This window comes from Micromonospora zingiberis, assembly GCF_004331455.1.
Taxonomy (GTDB): Bacteria; Actinomycetota; Actinomycetes; order Mycobacteriales; family Micromonosporaceae; genus Micromonospora; species Micromonospora zingiberis.
In genome coordinates this window covers 1-14,827 of sequence record NZ_SJJR01000036.1, presented here as the reverse complement: position 1 = coordinate 14,827, position 14,827 = coordinate 1, and the positions used below count along the sequence as shown (strand labels likewise).

The window sequence follows — 14,827 nt, the reverse complement described above, 5'->3', positions numbered from 1 at the left end:
AGCATGGAGCTCGGCATCGACAACTTCGTCTCGGAGGTCGTCGATCCGAACACGGGAACCGTCTACCCTGCGCCCGAGCGGATGAAGCAGTTCCTCACCGAGGTCCTCACCGCGGATCGTGCCGGCGTCGACTCCTTCGGCGTGGGCGAGCACCATCATCAGTACTTTCTCGACTCGGCACCGGTGGTGATCCTCGCGGCGGCCGCCGCGGTGACCGAGCGAATCCGGCTGCGCAGCGCCGTGACGGTGCTCAGCGCCGACGACCCCGTGCGTCTGTTCGAGCAGTTCGCCACCCTCGACCTCATCTCCGGCGGTCGGGCCGAGATGGTACTGGGACGGGGCTCGTTCACCGAGGCGTTCCCGCTGTTCGGGCTGAATGTGGCCGACTACGACTCGCTGTTCGAGGAAAAGCTTGGCCTGATCCTCCAACTACGCGAGGACGTCCATCCGTACTGGAAGGGCAGGCACCGCCCACCGCTGACCGGTCAGGGCGTGTTCCCTCGTCCGGCGCAGGCGAAGCTGCCGATGTGGATCGGTGTCGGCGGCACACCCTCCTCATTCGTACGCGCGGGCGTGCTCGGTCTGCCTCTGATGGTGGGAATCATCGGCGGCGATCCACGGAAGTTCCGTCCGTTGCTCGACCTTTACCGCAAGACGGGGATCCAGGCGGGCCACGATCCCGCGACGCTTCAGGTCGGTATCCACTGCTTCGGGTTCCTCGGCGACAGCGACCAGCAGGCCGCAGACGACTTCTGGCCCGGCTACGAGCGGACCATGGCCACCGTCGGCCGGCAACGAGGCCTGCCTGCCCCCCGTCGCGCACGCTACGACGCCGAGACCGGTAAGCACGGAGCGTTCTTCATCGGCAACCCGGAAACGGTCGCCCAAAAAATCTTGGACCTGGAACTCGCGCTAGGTGGCTTCACCCGGTTCACCCTGCAGATGACGAACTCGATGATGGCGCCGGACACCATGCTGCGCTCCATCGAACTGCTGGGCACCGAGGTGAAACCGCGAGTCCTGAAGGCGCGGGCCGGCTCGTGACGGCGACCGAGCCGATGCGCTTAGGGATCATCGGCGCCGGAAAGCTCGGGATGACGGTCGCCCGCCTCGCGATCGACGCCGGCATCGAGGTGGTCATTTCCGGCTCGGGTGATGTCGACCGGCTCGCCTGGACCGTGCGGCTGCTGGCTCCCGGAGTGCGCGCGGCCACGACCGCCGCGGTCGCCGAATCCGCCGATGTCGTCGTGCTCGCTCTGCCGTTCCACCGCTTCCACACGCTCGACCGCGGGTTGCTCGACGGTAGGATCGTCATCGACGCGATGAACTACTGGGAACCGGTGGATGGTGCCGATAGGGCACCGGCGGGCGGCGACTCGAGTGCGACGGTTCAGCAGTGGTTCCCGAAGGCGCGGGTCGTCAAGACGCTCAACCAGCTCGGCTATCACGCCCTGAAGGCCGCATGGGTCGCGACCGAGCGGGTTGCCCAAGGGGTGGCCGGAGACGACCCGGCAGCGCGTACGACGGTGATGGCGCTGCTCGATCGGCTCGGTTTCGACTCTGTCGATGCGGGTCCGCTCGCCGCCGGAGTGAACCTGGTGCCGGGCAGCCCGGCCTTCGGCGCGGCATCCGACGCCAGCACCCTGAGCAGTCTGCTGCGTGCTGGCGCAACTGGTGCCGGAAGCACCGCGGCCATCTGGCCGGATCGAAGCCTGTCCTGAGCTGTCGGGGCCGGCCTGCGGCTGCCTCGGAAGGCAGCGCGCAGGCCAGGTTCATCCGAGGTGCTCGGTCTGGTGGTAGTCGGGTGCGTCAGGAACTATCAGCGAATTGCCAAGCACGGCGCTGCCCGCGCCGGTAGTGCGACGGGGATTCTCCGGTATGTCGTTTGAACGCCGCGCTGAAGGCGCTCTCCGAGGCGTATCCGAGCCGTGCCCCCAACGGTCCGACAGCTGCATCGCTGTCGCTGAGTGAGCGCTGTGCCAGCAGCATGCGCCAGGTGTTCAGATAGGTCAGTGGTGGAACGCCGGCAACGGAGCGGAAATGGTTGGCGAAGGACGTACGCGACATCGCCGCGGCCCGCGCCAGCTTGTCCACCGTCCACCGCTCGCCCGGCCTGGTGTGCATGAGACTGAGCACCGGCCGCAGCCGGTCGTCGGTGAGCAGCCTCAGCCAGCCCGCGGGCAGGTGGATCTGCTCGATGTAGGCGCGCAGGATGTCGAGCAGCATGAGCTGGGTCTGCCGGCGGACAGCGAATGCCGAGCCGATCCGGTTCGTGTTCGTCTCCTCCATCAGGCGGGTGAGGCTGCACCGTAGTTGTGTCGCTGCGGCGGCTGATGCCCGCAGGTAGCCGACCGGGGGAAGGACCTGCAGCAGCAGCTCCTGGCCGACGGGATTGAGTCGGAGGCGGCTGCCGAGCACGACATCGGTGTCGTCGCTGCCTCCCTCGAAGAGCCGGACCGCGATAGGCCCCGGCGGGGACGGGATCTCGCGTGGGATCCCGTCCCCGTTACCGCCCTGGATCTTCAGCCAGGAGCGGTTGTTGAGCACGGCGACATCTCCTGCCTGCATCTGGAGCGGACGGTCGATGCCGTCGGTGGTCAGCCGGGCTCCGCCATTGACCACAGCGATCAGCTTGAGCGGGTCGGAGGTGGCCGAGCGTGTCACCCACGGACCCCGCGCGGAGAAGGCATCCGAGATCAGGCTCTGCGTTTCGACGAAGTCGAAGACCTCGGACAACAGATCGTCGATCATCTCGGTCTTCCGCGGTCAGAGAGTCGGCGTCGGGTTCGTCGTCAGGCCGGGCCGGACCAGGATCTTGCAGTGTCGTTCCGGGTTCCGCAGCTGGTTGAAGGCCAAGCCGACGTCCTCCAGCCCGACCTCGCCGGTGATCATCGGCTCGACGTCGACCTCCCCGTCGGCGATCCGGCGCAGCGACTCGGTGAACTCGGCCGGACTGTAGGCTTGCACGAACTGGAAGGACGCCTCTTTCGCGATGCCGAAGTAGGGCACCAGGACGTCCGGCTCCATCACGCCGCCGACCACGACGATTCGGGTACCCATCGGGGTCTCCCTGACGATCTCATTGAGGATCTTCGGGATGCCGACGGCCTCGAACACGACGAGAGCGTCGGTGCCGATGCGATCCCCGGCGTCGAAGACGGATTCCGTTGCCGGGTCGACCACGTTGTCGGCTCCCATGAGCATCGCCAGCCGGCGTCGGGCGGGCGAGAAGTCCGATGCGATGATCGGTCCCGCGCCGAGGGCCTTCAGCGAGGCGATGATGGAGATGCCGGCCGGCCCGCACCCGATCACGATAGCGCCCGTGCCGGGATCGATCCCGGCTTTGTTGACCGCGTGTAGGCCCACCGCCATCGGCTCGGTGAGTGCCGCCAGCCGCGGGTCGAGCCCGTTCGGCACCGGCACCAGCAGAGGCGCGCTGAGCAGCATCTTCTCCGCGTATCCGCCCGGCGTGGTGTTTGAGTAGAGCCGCGGTGCCATCCCTTGAGATGTCAGCAGCGCCGGCATGGAGGTCACCACACTGCCCGGCGCGGGCGCGTCGGTGTCCGGACCGGCGGCGATCACCTCGCCCACGAACTCGTGGCCCATGAAGACATCCAGGCTCAGGTCGAGTCCGTCGGTGAGGGTGGGCGCGCCACGCAACTGCCCGGCCAGTTCGACCAGTTGGGCGCTGTGTTCGGCGAAATGCAGATCGCCTCCGCAGACGCCGCATGCCAGGACATTCACGAGGACCTGGCCCTTGGCGGGAACGAGGTCCTCCACGTCGTCGCGATAGATCATCGAGCCGTTCCGCAATACCGACGCGCGCATTCTTACCTCTTTCAAAGCCGTCCACAGATGGGACGACCATAACCGTCGGTACCGTACGGACCGACAGGGGTTGACCGAGTTTCATTACTCACATCAAGCTTGAAGTGAGGTCACTTGACCCTTGAAGTGAAAAGGAGTAGCCTCGGCCGGGCCGTCGCCCACGGTGTGGGCGGCGGGAACGCGTGGGAAGGGTGGGACGGATGGGTGAGGTCGAGGAGCCGCGTTGGCTGAACGAGGACGAGCAGGAGGCATGGACGGCGCTGGCGTCGGTCCTGCTGACGCTGCCGGGCGCCCTCGACGCCCAGTTGCAGGCCGATTCCGGGCTGACCTTCTACGAGTACCTGGTGCTATCCGGCCTGACGTACGCGCCCGAGGACACGATGCGCCTGCGCGATCTTGCTCTTGTCACCAACGGCTCCCAGTCGCGTCTGTCCCAGGTGGCGACGAAACTTGAGCGCCGTGGATGGCTCGTCCGCCATCCGGATCCCGACGACGGCCGGACGACGCTCGCCACGCTGACACCGGCCGGCCGTGAACTGGTCGGTCAGGCGGCACCCGGGCACGTCGAAATGGTGCGTCGGCTCATCCTCGATCCCTTGACCGCCGCCCAGGTACGTCAAATGCGCGAGATCAACCGCCGTATCAGCGGTGCTATCACCCCCGGCGGCAGCGCCCTGTTTCGGGCGCACGGTGTCTGACTACCGTCTCTTTTCAGCTCCCGCAAGAACCGGCCCGAATGCTTCGGATAATCGATGACGGCTGCACAGAATACGTACAGGAAGGTTCTGAAATAGTGCACGAACGAATCGCTGTTGTGGCCGGCGCCGGTGGCGGGCTCGGGCAGGCGACGGCTCGCGCCCTCCACTCCGCGGGCCTGACCGTGGTCGCCGTCGACCGTACCGACGCGAACCTTGCGGACCTGCCCGCCGCCATTCATCGGGTGGTCGCCGACCCCACCGACCCGGCGACCGCCGGACCTCTGTTGGATCGGGTAGTCAGCGAGGTCGGAGAGCCGGATGTCCTGGTCAACACGATCGGTGCCCACGCGTTCGGCGACTTCCGGACGGTGACACCTGAGGAACTGCACGCGCTGATGGGCGTCAACCTCGGCGCCGCGCTGTGGCTGACCCAGGCGGTGGTGCCGCACATGCGGCGCAAGGGCGGGGGTGTCATCGTCCACACCGGAGCTCGGTCGGGAATAGAGCCGACCGCTGGTGCCGCCGCCTACGGGATCACCAAGGCGGCCCTGGTGCACCTGGCCCGCATCCTCTACCTCGAACTGCGCCCGTACGGCATCCGGGTCAACATCATCCTGCCTCAACTCATCGCCACCGCCGCCAACCGGAACGTGCTTCCCCCATCGTTGCTGGCCGGCGCTACCACACCGGAGGCGGTCGCGGACGTGATCAGGTCCGTGGTCACCAGCGACTCCGCCGCGATGGACGAACTTCTCATCCCCGTCTACGACGCCTGAGCCAGAAAGAAGGAGAGCAGCGTGCCCGTTGCCCTGATCACCGGTAGCTCACGCGGCATCGGCCGTGCCATCGCCAACAAGCTTGCCGCCGACGGCTTCGACATCGTCGTCAACTACCACACCGCCGCCGCAGCAGCAGCCGAAACCGTCCGGCACGTCGAAGCCCTCGACCGCAAGGCCATAGCCGTCCCGGCGGACGTCGCAGACCCTCGCGAACTGCGCACCCTCTTCCAGACGACCGAGGACCACTTCGGCGGCATCGACGTCTTCGTCGGCAACGCGGCAACCGCCACCAACGCCGCCATCGCCGACACCTCCGACGACGAGTTCGACCGAATGTGGCGGACGAACACCCGCGCCACCTTCCTGGGCATACGCGAGTCCGCCCGCAGGATGAGCGACGGCGGACGGATCGTCATCATCTCCAGCGGTGCCGTAGTGGCACTGAACCCCGGCACCGGCCCCTACGCGGCGACCAAGGCTGCAGGGGACACCCTCGTTCAGGTGGCCGCCAAGGAAATGGGACCGCACGGTATCACCGTCAACAGTGTGCTGCCCGGCCCCACCAGGACCGACATGCTGATGGTCGACCCCGACCAGGTAGCCGGGATAACCCCACTCGGCCGCATCGGTGAACCCGACGACATCGCCGACGTCGTCGGCTTCCTCGTGTCACCGGCCGGCAGGTGGATCACCGGACAGACGATACGGGCAGCCGGTGGGCTGATTTGATCTCGTTCAAGGTTACGGGTGCCGAGGTATGACAACAGGTGTTGTCGACGACGGAGGTGTTGGAGTGGACTACCTGACCAACGGCCAACGGCGGCAGCTGGCCGACCGCATCGGGGGCGCGATCGACGAAGCTGTTGCGCGTGCTCTCGGTCTGGCCTCACGGTCGCTGCTGCCTGAATCCCAGCAGCAGCGACCCCGAGAGATCGCGCTGGTCGAGGTCGCCGTCACCGAGCACGTCGCCCGCATGGTGAGCGAGTTCAGCACGGCGGCCGCGCAGGCAGCCGCAAAGGCCGGCGCTTCGTACGGCGACCTCGGCGCAGCGGCGAAGATGACCCGGCAGGACGCCCGGCGCCGCTGGCCGGGACTGGCGACGGCCGCAGCCGCGGCTGCTGCACGATCTCAACATGGCGTGCCGTTACGCCCACGAGATCGTCGCGATGTGTGACGGCGCCGTACTCGCCCAGGGTCCGCCCGCCGAGGTCGTCGACGCGCGACTGGTCGAGACAGTGTTCGGTGTACGGGCCCGCGTCATCACCGATCCGACGGGGAACACCGCTCGTGCTGCCGGAGCGCGAACCACCCGCTGACGGCTCCCGGCAGTCGCCTGCCGCAACCTCCCCCTCGGGAACAGGCGTCGAGCGGGTAACTCAGCGACCGATTCGTACGAAGTGACACGGGCCGGCACCGCCGTACTACACGATCTTGCGCCCCACATTTCGGCCTCGGTATCTCGGGCAGCCCGAGGGGCAGTAATAATCCCAGGTCAGAGGCGGTTTCTTCGGGCGTTCCAACACTGGCCGCTGAGGCGTAGTGTGGGGCGCCGGGTGATCAAAGCTGTGACCACAAGATCACAAATGATCGGCACCAGTCGATGACTGATGCCGATTCAACTGCACAAAAACAAGGTGGAGCCGAGGGGACTCGAACCCCTGACCCCCACACTGCCAGTGTGGTGCGCTACCAGCTGCGCCACGGCCCCTTGCGGTCGCACCCGGTCGCCCGGGCACGGAGAGAACTATACACACGCCGCCCGGCATGGTCATCTCGCGGGGTCCCCGGGCCGTACGGGTCAGTTCAGCGCCACGTCCGGCGGGAAATGCGCCACCGCGGCCATCATGCCGCCCTGCCGGCGCAGCACCATGGGCCACAGATCGTCGGGCCGATCCACGAAGGCGTCACCGGGCAGCGCATCGAGCACGAACCAGGAACCGTCCTCGATCTCCTGCTCCAGTTGCCCCGTGCCCCAGCCGGCGTACCCGGCGAAAACCCGGATGGTCTGCACGCTCTCCCGCAGGCGGTGCGGATCGACGGACAGGTCGAGCGTGCCGACGGCGCCGGAGACCTGGTGGAAGCCCTTGAGGCGGCGGACCGGCTGACGCATCCGGGCCAGGCAGATCGCCGAGTCGGGCTGCACCGGACCGCCTTCGAACAGCACCGCCGGATGCCGCGCCAGATCGCCCCAGTCCCGCAGCACGTCCGCCACCGGCACCTCGGTCGCCCGGTTCAGCACCACCCCGAGCGCGCCACCCGGCTCGTGGGCGACCAGCAGCACCACCGTACGGTCGAAGTTCGGATCCTTCAGCACGGGCGTCGCCACCAGCAGTTTCCCGGTCATCGACTCCATGGCCCGCCCGCCGATCGCCTGCCCCTCTCCCTGCATCACGCGCACCCGTCAGCCGTGCAGCAGCCGGCGGGGCCGATCGTGCACACCGACGGCAGGCCCCGTCGATGCCATCCGCGCTGTCGTTGCCATGTCTGGCACCATAGCCTGCGTCCCCGACCGTGGCGACGGTCTGATCGTCGGGTGATCGACAGCGGTGCCCGGAGATCCACCACGGCGACGAGCAGCCGGCCGCCGGCACCCGTCACGCACCGGCGATCGGCGGCCTCCGGCACAGCGGAATGGCCCTGTCGGCCGGAGTCACCCGGCTAGATTCAGGGACGATGGCAACGGTCCGTGACACCACCTACGAGCTGCTCCGCGCGCTGGGCATGACCACCGTCTTCGGCAACCCCGGTTCGACCGAGGAGCCGTTCCTGCATGCCTTCCCCGAGGATTTCCAGTACGTGCACGCGCTGCACGAGGCGTCGGCGGTCGGGATGGCCGACGGGTACGCCCAAGCCACCGGACGCCCAGCTCACGTCAACCTGCACACCGCGCCCGGCACCGGCAACGCCATGGGCAACATCGTCACCGCCTGGCACAACCGGACACCGCTGATCGTCACCGCCGGCCAGCAGACCCGGCAGATGTTGCTGCTCGAACCGCGACTCACCGCCCGTCGCCCCACCGAGTTGCCCCAGCCGTACGTCAAGTGGGCGCACGAGCCGGTCCGCGCGCAGGACGTGCCGGCCTCACTCATGCGGGCGTACGCCACCGCGATCCAGCCGCCGGCCGGGCCGGTCTTTCTCTCCCTGCCGCTGGACGACTGGGCACAGCCCGCCGATCCGCCACCGCAGACCCGCACGGTGGCCACCCGGTACGCGGCCGATCCGCAGCGGCTGCGGCAGTTCGCCGCCGCGCTGGCGACCAGCCGGTCACCGGTCCTGGTGCTCGGTGCGGCGGTGGACCGTGCCGGCGCGTGGGAGGCGGCCGTCGCGCTGGCCGAGCGGCTGGCCGCGCCGGTCTGGTCGGCCCCCGCGTCCGAGCGGACCGCCTTCCCCGAGGACCATCCGCACTTCCAGGGGGTGCTGCCCTTCGCTGCCGGCCCGTTGGCCGAGCGGTTGCGCGGGCACGACATGGTCCTGGTGGCCGGCGCCCCGGTGTTCCGTTACTACCCGCACGTGCCCGGCGACACGGTGCCGGACGGTGCCCGCCTGCTGCACATCACCGACGATCCCGAGGAGGCGGCTCGCGCTCCGGTCGGTGACAGCCTGCTCGGCGACGCCGGGCTCACCCTCGCCGCCCTGGCCGACCTGATGCCTCCGGTGGACCGGCCGCCGCCACCGGCCCGACCCGACCTGTCACCGGTCGACGACTCCCTCCCGCTCAGTGCCGACGCGCTCTTCGCCGCGTTGGCCCGGTACTGGCCGCAGGACGGGGTGCTGGTGCAGGAGTCACCGTCCAACCTGTCCGCGTTGCGCCGCCGGCTGCGGTTCAACCGGCCCGGCTCGTACTTCACGATGGCCAGCGGCGGGCTCGGTTACGGCCTGCCGGCGGCGGTCGGCATCGCGCTGGCCCAACGCGACACCGGTCAGCACCGGCCGGTGGTCGCCGTGATCGGCGACGGCTCGTTCCACTACTCGGTGCAGGCGCTGTGGACCGCGGCCCAGCTGCGGCTGCCGCTGGTCGTGGTCGTCCCGGTCAACCAGCAGTACGCCATCCTCAAGGCGTTCGCCGAACTCAAGCACACTCCGGGGGTCCCCGGGCTGGACCTGCCCGGGCTGGACATCGCCTCGATCGCGCGCGGCTATGGCTGCGCCACCACCGTGGTCGAGACCCCCGACCAGCTCGGTGACGCGCTCGGCAGCGCGTTGCGGGCGGACGGACCGACGGTGCTGCCGGTGCCGATCCGCACCGACATCCCGCCGATCCTCTGAGCGCCTCCGGAAGCCCGGCCCAGGTCTCGTCAGGCGGCCGCCAATCGAAGCGGGGCCCCGGTGAGCGCGTCGACGATCAGCCGTACGCCCACCGGGGCGGACAGCGTCACCTCGACCGGATGCAGGTTGAGCATGTCGTCACACCCGTCGACCGGTGGGGTGACGGTGCCGCCGACCACGACGAGGTGGTCGTACTCCTGCACCAGCGGGGTGATCTCGGTGTCGCAGCTGCCCACGCCGAGTCGGTAGGTCAATTTCGTACCGTCGATGGCCTCGATGTCCTGTGCGCTGACCAGGCCCGTCGGGGGCGCCCCGGGCGGCGTCGACGGCTCGGGCAGGGCGCCGACCGCGCCCGGTGCGACCGCCACCCGGGCCACCACCGCTTCGATCTGCGGGACGGTGAACAGCCACGCCGGCACCTGCGCCTCACCCCGGGTGGTGTGCACCGGCGCGGTACCCAGCTCGACCTTCGTGATGGTCAGCCGGACGCAGTCGCCCTGTGGGCGGCTGCTCACCGCGTTGTCCGGTTCGCCGCCCGGCGCGGCCGGTGGCGGGGTGGCCGGGTCCATTGGCGGGCCGGAGCAGGCTCCTGAACCACCCTGGTCGAGCTGCTGGTACGCCTCGGTGGCACTGATCAGAGGCACCGTCGTCGCGCCGTCCGGAAAACGCACCGCGCCGTCGGCGGGCTTGGCGGCGGGCAACTCGACGGTGTTCTGGTACCACCCGGCCAGGAAGGCCGTCTTGGTCTGCGCGGTGAAGTTGGCCTCCCCGACCAGGACTGTCGGTTCCTGGAGCGGTACGTAGCCATTGGTCCACGCGCCGCCGGGCTGCCATGCCTGCGCCGCTGCGCCCGCTCGTCGCTCGAACACCGCCCGGCGGTCGTCGGCACGACCGGAGCTGTCGGCCGGGCCACCGGGCCCGGCCGGGTCGGTGCCCGCCGGGCCGCACCCGGAGACGATCATCATCAGTGGCAGGCCCAGCAGGGCGACCGATCGGCGCATGACGGTTTGACGGGCCACGGACCGGCGGGGTTCCCCGCCCGCAGCACAGACGACTGCGCGCCCCGGTCGGGTGACCGGGGCGCGCAGTACAGGTGGTGGAGGTGCCGGGAATCGAACCCGGGTCCTTCGCCGCCTTGTCAGGGCTTCTCCGAGCGCAGCTCGCTGTGCCTCTACTCGGCCCCTCCGATCACGCGAGCGAGTCGGTGTGACGGGCCCAGTCGCTGATTAATCTCGCCGCACGGACCCCGCGACCGGGTCCGGTTGGCCAGCCTCCTAGCTGATGCCGGCTATCTGGGTCGAAGGCACTCCCAGGCCGACAGACTTGCTACTCGCCTCAGGCGGCGAGAGCGAAGTCAGCGCGATTGCTCTTGGCGCTTATTGGTTTCCGACGAACGATTCTCGAGACGACGTCGGCTTCCTCGGCTCGCTTCCCCTGCCGCAACGTACGAAGTCGAAACCAGTCACCCCCTCGACAGGCCGCCGATCTTCCGGCGGCTCCGACAAGCGTAACGCCTGCCGCAACCCGAATCATCCCGAGCCCGCGTCGCCGCCGACACCGAGGATGATTCGGACAAATCAGTCACCCATTCCCTTACCTCGCCGGCCGACCGCACGCTGGATCTCCCGGTCCGCGTCCCGCTTGGCGAGGTCCTGACGTTTGTCGTACGCCTTCTTGCCCTTGGCCAGGCCGATCTCGACCTTGGCCCAGCCGTCGGAGAAGTAGACCTGCAACGGCACCATGGTCAGCCCGCTCTCCCGGGTCTTGCCAATCAGCCGGTCGATCTCCAACCGCTTGAGCAGCAGCTTGCGGGTACGCCGGGGCTCATGGTTGGTCCAGGTGCCCTGGGTGTACTCCGGAATGTGCATGCCGTGCAGGTACAACTCGCCGTCACGCTCCTGCGCGAACGCGTCGACCAACGAAGCCCGCCCGGCCCGCAGCGACTTCACCTCGGTGCCGGTCAGCGCCATGCCCGCCTCGTACGTGTCGAGGATGGCGTAGTCGTGGCGGGCCTTCTTGTTGGAGGCGACGACCTTACGCCCCTTTTCCCGTGGCATCGCGGCGCCACCCCCTCCCGGTTACCCGCTCCCACCGGCCGCGACCGGCCAGCGAGCGGAGATCATGCTACCCGAACGACAAGGGCCCTTCCGCGCCATTTATTCCGGCGCGGAAGGGCCCTTTGGTCAGCGTGAGCGAGAAGGGGGCTCGCCAGCCCCGCAGTCCGCGCGAGCGGCCGTCGTACCGAAGCTAGACCCGCAGGTAGAAGCGGAGCGTGACCCAGGCGGTGACCGCGCTGATCAGGCCACCGATGCCGGCCATCAGCGGGAAGGTCAGCAGCACCTCACCCCAGCTCACCGGGGCGAACAGCCCTTGCAGGGCACTGAGCGCGTCGTCGAAGAGGAACTTCTTCAACGCGATCAGGGCGCCCAAGCCGAGCACCGAGCCGATCAGGCCGGCAACCACCGCTTCCAGTACGAACGGCGCCTGGATGAACCAGTTCGAGGCGCCGACCAGCTTCATGACCGCGACCTCGCGCCGCTTGCTGTACGCGGCGACCTGGATGGTGTTGGCCACCAGAAGCAGCGCGGCGACGGCCATGGCGACGGCGGCGGCCAGCGCGACGTTCTGCCCGGCGGTGAAGAGGTTGAAGATCTTGTCGAGCACCTGGCTCTGGTCGACCACCTGGTCGACGCCCGCAGCCGAGGCGTACTGCTCCGAGATGGTCTTGTATTCCTCCGGGTTGACCAGGTTGAGCCGGTACGACTCGGGCAGCTGGTCCGCCTTGACCGCGCTCAGCAGGTCCGGCGAGTCCCGGAACATCTCCTGGAAGCGCTGGAACGCCTCTTCCTTGTTGACGTAGGTGACCTGCGAGACCAGCGGGTCGGCCTCCAGCCGGGCGCCCAGCTCGGCGCGCTCCTCTTCGGAGATGTCGGTCTTCAGGAAGACCGACACCTGAATGTTCTCGAAGTAGAGCTCCTTCATGTCAGCGACCTTGGTGTAGATCAGGCCGCTGGCACCGAGCATGGTCAGCGAGACACCCAACGTGATGATCATCGCGATGGTCATCGTCACGTTGCGCCACAGTCCGACCAGTACCTCGGACAGGACGTATTTCATCCGCATCGGGATATTCCTCCGGCTCTCCGGCGTGAGGTGTTCGTCGTCAGATCAGGGTGCGGTGGGTTCGCCTCGTCACCCGTAGACGCCGCGGGCCTGGTCGCGAACGATGCGGCCGCTCTCGATCTCGATGACCCGGCGGCGCATCTGGTTCACGATGTTGGAGTCGTGCGTGACCATCACGACGGTCGTGCCGGTGCGGTTGATCCGGTCCAGCAGGCGCATGATCTCGATGGACGTGTCCGGGTCCAGGTTTCCGGTCGGCTCGTCGGCCAGCAGGATCAGCGGACGGTTCACGAACGCCCGGGCCACCGCGACACGCTGCTGCTCACCACCGGAAAGCTCGTGCGGGTAGCGGTGCTCCTTGCCACCGAGGCCGACCAGCTCCAGCACCTCCGGCACGACCCGGCGGGCCACCGCCTTGGTCTTGCCGATCACCTCAAGCGCGAAGGCCACGTTCTCGTACGCGGTGCGGTTGGGCAGCAGCCGGAAGTCCTGGAAGACACACCCGATCGAGCGGCGGAAGTGCGGGCGCTTCCAGGACCGCATCGAGGTGACGTCCTTGCCGTTGACGACGACGCGACCCTTGTTGGGGGTCACCTCGTGCAGCAGCATCTTGATGATCGTGGACTTGCCGGAGCCGGATGGACCGATGAAGAAGACGAACTCGCCCTTGTCGATCGACACGGACACGTTGTCGAGCGAAGGCCGCGACGCCTTCGGGTACGTCTTCGTCACTTGCTCAAGCTGAATCACGGGTGGTGAGTCTACGCGGTGTAACTGTCGTGCCAAGTGCTACGCCCCGCCGTTGCGGGACATGTCATTGATTCAGCACGTCACGTGGTGATCGATGACGCACTCCGCCCACGATCGGTCACGCAGCGTCGCCAGCGAGCTGCTGCTGCTTGCGCCAGCGGATACCCGCCTCGATGAAAGAGTCCAGCTCACCGTCGAAAACGGCGGTCGGGTTACCAGTCTCCTGCTCGGTACGCAAATCCTTCACCATCTGATAAGGGTGCAGAACGTACGACCGCATCTGGTCGCCCCACGAGCCGGCGGCCTCGGTCTTCAGGCCCTGAAGCTTGGCCTGCTCCTCCTGGCGCTTGCGCTCCAGCAGCCGGGCCTGGAGCACCCGCAGCGCGGACGCCTTGTTCTGTAGCTGCGACTTCTCGTTCTGGCAGGTCACCACGATGCCGGTCGGGATGTGGGTGATCCGTACCGCCGAGTCGGTGGTGTTGACGCTCTGCCCACCCGGCCCGGACGAGCGGTAGACGTCGATCCGCATCTCGTTCTCGGGGATGTCGATGTGGTCGGTCTGCTCCACCACCGGCAGCACCTCGACCCCGGCGAAGCTGGTCTGCCGGCGGCCCTGGTTGTCGAAGGGGCTGATCCGCACCAACCGGTGGGTGCCGGACTCCACGCTGAGCGTGCCGAACGCGTACGGGACCTTGACCGTGAAGGTGGCCGACTTGAGCCCGGCCTCCTCGGCGTACGAGGTCTCGTAGACCTCGGTCGGGTAGCCGTGCCGCTCGGCCCAGCGCAGGTACATCCGCAGCAGCATCTCGGCGAAGTCCGCCGCGTCCACGCCACCGGCACCCGCCCGGATGGCCACCAGCGCCTCCCGGGAGTCGTACTCGCCGGAGAGCAGGGTGCGGACCTCCATCTCCTGGATGGCCTTGCCCAACCCGGTGATCTCCGACTCGACCTCGGTGAGCACGCCCGAGTCGGCCTCGGCCTCGGCCAGTTCCAGCAGCACGTGCGCGTCGTCGAGGCGCGAGCGCAGGCTACCCAGCTTGTCGATCTCGCCGTTGACGTACGACAGCTGCGACGTGACCTGTTGGGCCCGGGCCTGGTCGTCCCACAGGTCCGGAGCGGACGCCTCCTGCTCCAGGCGGGCCTTGTCCGCCCGCAGGCGGTCCAGGTCGAGCACCGCCTCGATGTTGCGCAGGGTGGCGTCGAGATCCTTGAGCTGGTCGGCGTAATCGGCAGCTGTCACGACAGACAAGCGTACTGCTCGGGCGAGGAGTGAGCTTGCGAGCCCCGCAGTCCCGAGCCAAAATCAGCACTGCTCGGGCGAGGAGTGAGCTTGCGAGCCCCGCAGTCCCGAGCCAAAATCAGCACTGCTCGGGCGAGGAG

15 protein-coding genes, 1 tRNA gene and 1 other RNA gene are annotated in these 14,827 nt (G+C 68.2%); 7 read left to right on the top strand and 10 right to left on the bottom strand.

Annotated features, from left to right (window positions below; all coding sequences use genetic code 11):
- The first annotated feature begins 3 nt into the window (after positions 1 to 3).
- Positions 4 to 1,044, top strand: coding sequence for an LLM class flavin-dependent oxidoreductase (locus E0H26_RS28340; protein WP_131309445.1), 1,041 nt, complete (start codon positions 4 to 6; stop codon positions 1,042 to 1,044).
- Positions 1,041 to 1,721 carry an NADPH-dependent F420 reductase gene (locus tag E0H26_RS28335; protein WP_206025420.1) on the top strand — a complete coding sequence of 227 codons (681 nt, stop codon included), beginning with the start codon at positions 1,041 to 1,043 and terminating at the stop codon, positions 1,719 to 1,721. The genes E0H26_RS28340 and E0H26_RS28335 overlap by 4 nt, the downstream gene beginning before the upstream one ends.
- 88 nt (positions 1,722 to 1,809) lie before the next feature.
- On the opposite strand, the gene E0H26_RS28330 is transcribed toward E0H26_RS28335, so the two are convergent.
- On the bottom strand, positions 1,810 to 2,751 hold the full coding sequence (locus E0H26_RS28330; RefSeq protein WP_131309443.1) for an AraC family transcriptional regulator: 942 nt from the start codon (positions 2,749 to 2,751) through the stop codon (positions 1,810 to 1,812).
- Positions 2,752 to 2,766: 15 nt separating this feature from the next.
- Entirely contained in the window at positions 2,767 to 3,798 is a 1,032-nt protein-coding gene (locus E0H26_RS28325; protein WP_240742439.1) for a zinc-binding dehydrogenase, read from the bottom strand.
- Positions 3,799 to 4,028: 230 nt separating this feature from the next.
- Between E0H26_RS28325 and E0H26_RS28320 the strand changes: the two genes are divergently transcribed.
- The 4 genes from E0H26_RS28320 (at position 4,029) to E0H26_RS29690 (ending at position 6,479) form a co-directional block, all read left to right on the top strand.
- Positions 4,029 to 4,526, top strand: a complete 498-nt coding sequence (locus E0H26_RS28320; RefSeq protein WP_131309439.1) for a MarR family winged helix-turn-helix transcriptional regulator — start codon at positions 4,029 to 4,031, stop codon at positions 4,524 to 4,526.
- A 95-nt stretch (positions 4,527 to 4,621) separates the two neighbouring features.
- Entirely contained in the window at positions 4,622 to 5,302 is a 681-nt protein-coding gene (locus tag E0H26_RS28315; RefSeq protein WP_131309437.1) for an SDR family oxidoreductase, read from the top strand.
- Between the two features lie 21 nt (positions 5,303 to 5,323).
- A complete protein-coding gene (locus E0H26_RS28310; RefSeq protein WP_131309435.1) occupies positions 5,324 to 6,034 on the top strand; it encodes an SDR family oxidoreductase in 711 nt (236 codons plus the stop codon).
- A gap of 64 nt (positions 6,035 to 6,098) precedes the next feature.
- Positions 6,099 to 6,479, top strand: a complete 381-nt coding sequence (locus E0H26_RS29690; protein ID WP_206025418.1) for a hypothetical protein — start codon at positions 6,099 to 6,101, stop codon at positions 6,477 to 6,479.
- A gap of 461 nt (positions 6,480 to 6,940) precedes the next feature.
- On the opposite strand, the gene E0H26_RS28295 is transcribed toward E0H26_RS29690, so the two are convergent.
- A tRNA-Ala gene (locus E0H26_RS28295) sits at positions 6,941 to 7,013 on the bottom strand.
- A 90-nt stretch (positions 7,014 to 7,103) separates the two neighbouring features.
- Positions 7,104 to 7,694, bottom strand: a complete 591-nt coding sequence (locus tag E0H26_RS28290) for a YqgE/AlgH family protein (protein ID WP_131309433.1) — start codon at positions 7,692 to 7,694, stop codon at positions 7,104 to 7,106.
- 284 nt (positions 7,695 to 7,978) lie between these two features.
- Between E0H26_RS28290 and mdlC the strand changes: the two genes are divergently transcribed.
- Positions 7,979 to 9,574: a benzoylformate decarboxylase gene (gene mdlC / locus E0H26_RS28285; RefSeq protein ID WP_131309431.1), complete on the top strand. Its 1,596-nt coding sequence runs from the start codon at positions 7,979 to 7,981 to the stop codon at positions 9,572 to 9,574.
- Between the two features lie 29 nt (positions 9,575 to 9,603).
- On the opposite strand, the gene E0H26_RS28280 is transcribed toward mdlC, so the two are convergent.
- The 6 genes from E0H26_RS28280 to prfB form a co-directional block, all read right to left on the bottom strand.
- Positions 9,604 to 10,575: a hypothetical protein gene (locus E0H26_RS28280; protein WP_131309429.1), complete on the bottom strand. Its 972-nt coding sequence runs from the start codon at positions 10,573 to 10,575 to the stop codon at positions 9,604 to 9,606.
- Between the two features lie 93 nt (positions 10,576 to 10,668).
- Positions 10,669 to 11,044: a transfer-messenger RNA gene (gene ssrA, locus E0H26_RS28275) on the bottom strand.
- Between the two features lie 107 nt (positions 11,045 to 11,151).
- Complete coding sequence (gene smpB / locus E0H26_RS28270) at positions 11,152 to 11,631, bottom strand: SsrA-binding protein SmpB (RefSeq protein WP_131309427.1); 480 nt, start codon at positions 11,629 to 11,631, stop codon at positions 11,152 to 11,154.
- Positions 11,632 to 11,821: 190 nt separating this feature from the next.
- Positions 11,822 to 12,697, bottom strand: a complete 876-nt coding sequence (gene ftsX, locus E0H26_RS28265) for a permease-like cell division protein FtsX (protein WP_131309425.1) — start codon at positions 12,695 to 12,697, stop codon at positions 11,822 to 11,824.
- A 69-nt stretch (positions 12,698 to 12,766) separates the two neighbouring features.
- Complete coding sequence (gene ftsE, locus E0H26_RS28260) at positions 12,767 to 13,447, bottom strand: cell division ATP-binding protein FtsE (protein ID WP_013731749.1); 681 nt, start codon at positions 13,445 to 13,447, stop codon at positions 12,767 to 12,769.
- A gap of 118 nt (positions 13,448 to 13,565) precedes the next feature.
- Positions 13,566 to 14,687, bottom strand: a complete 1,122-nt coding sequence (prfB, locus tag E0H26_RS28255) for a peptide chain release factor 2 (protein ID WP_131309423.1) — start codon at positions 14,685 to 14,687, stop codon at positions 13,566 to 13,568.
- Positions 14,688 to 14,827: the final 140 nt, after the last annotated feature.

What these genes read in the sequence shown, in the direction of transcription:
- E0H26_RS28340 (WP_131309445.1), top strand. Translation starts at nt 4, where the DNA reads ATGGAGCTCGGCATCGACAACTTCGTCTCGGAGGTCGTCGATCCGAAC.
- E0H26_RS28330 (WP_131309443.1), bottom strand. Translation starts at nt 2,751, where the DNA reads ATGATCGACGATCTGTTGTCCGAGGTCTTCGACTTCGTCGAAACGCAG.
- E0H26_RS28325 (WP_240742439.1), bottom strand. Translation starts at nt 3,798, where the DNA reads ATGATCTATCGCGACGACGTGGAGGACCTCGTTCCCGCCAAGGGCCAG.
- E0H26_RS28320 (WP_131309439.1), top strand. Translation starts at nt 4,029, where the DNA reads ATGGGTGAGGTCGAGGAGCCGCGTTGGCTGAACGAGGACGAGCAGGAG.
- E0H26_RS28290 (WP_131309433.1), bottom strand. Translation starts at nt 7,694, where the DNA reads ATGCAGGGAGAGGGGCAGGCGATCGGCGGGCGGGCCATGGAGTCGATG.
- mdlC (WP_131309431.1), top strand. Translation starts at nt 7,979, where the DNA reads ATGGCAACGGTCCGTGACACCACCTACGAGCTGCTCCGCGCGCTGGGC.
- E0H26_RS28280 (WP_131309429.1), bottom strand. Translation starts at nt 10,575, where the DNA reads ATGCGCCGATCGGTCGCCCTGCTGGGCCTGCCACTGATGATGATCGTC.
- smpB (WP_131309427.1), bottom strand. Translation starts at nt 11,631, where the DNA reads ATGCCACGGGAAAAGGGGCGTAAGGTCGTCGCCTCCAACAAGAAGGCC.
- ftsX (WP_131309425.1), bottom strand. Translation starts at nt 12,697, where the DNA reads ATGCGGATGAAATACGTCCTGTCCGAGGTACTGGTCGGACTGTGGCGC.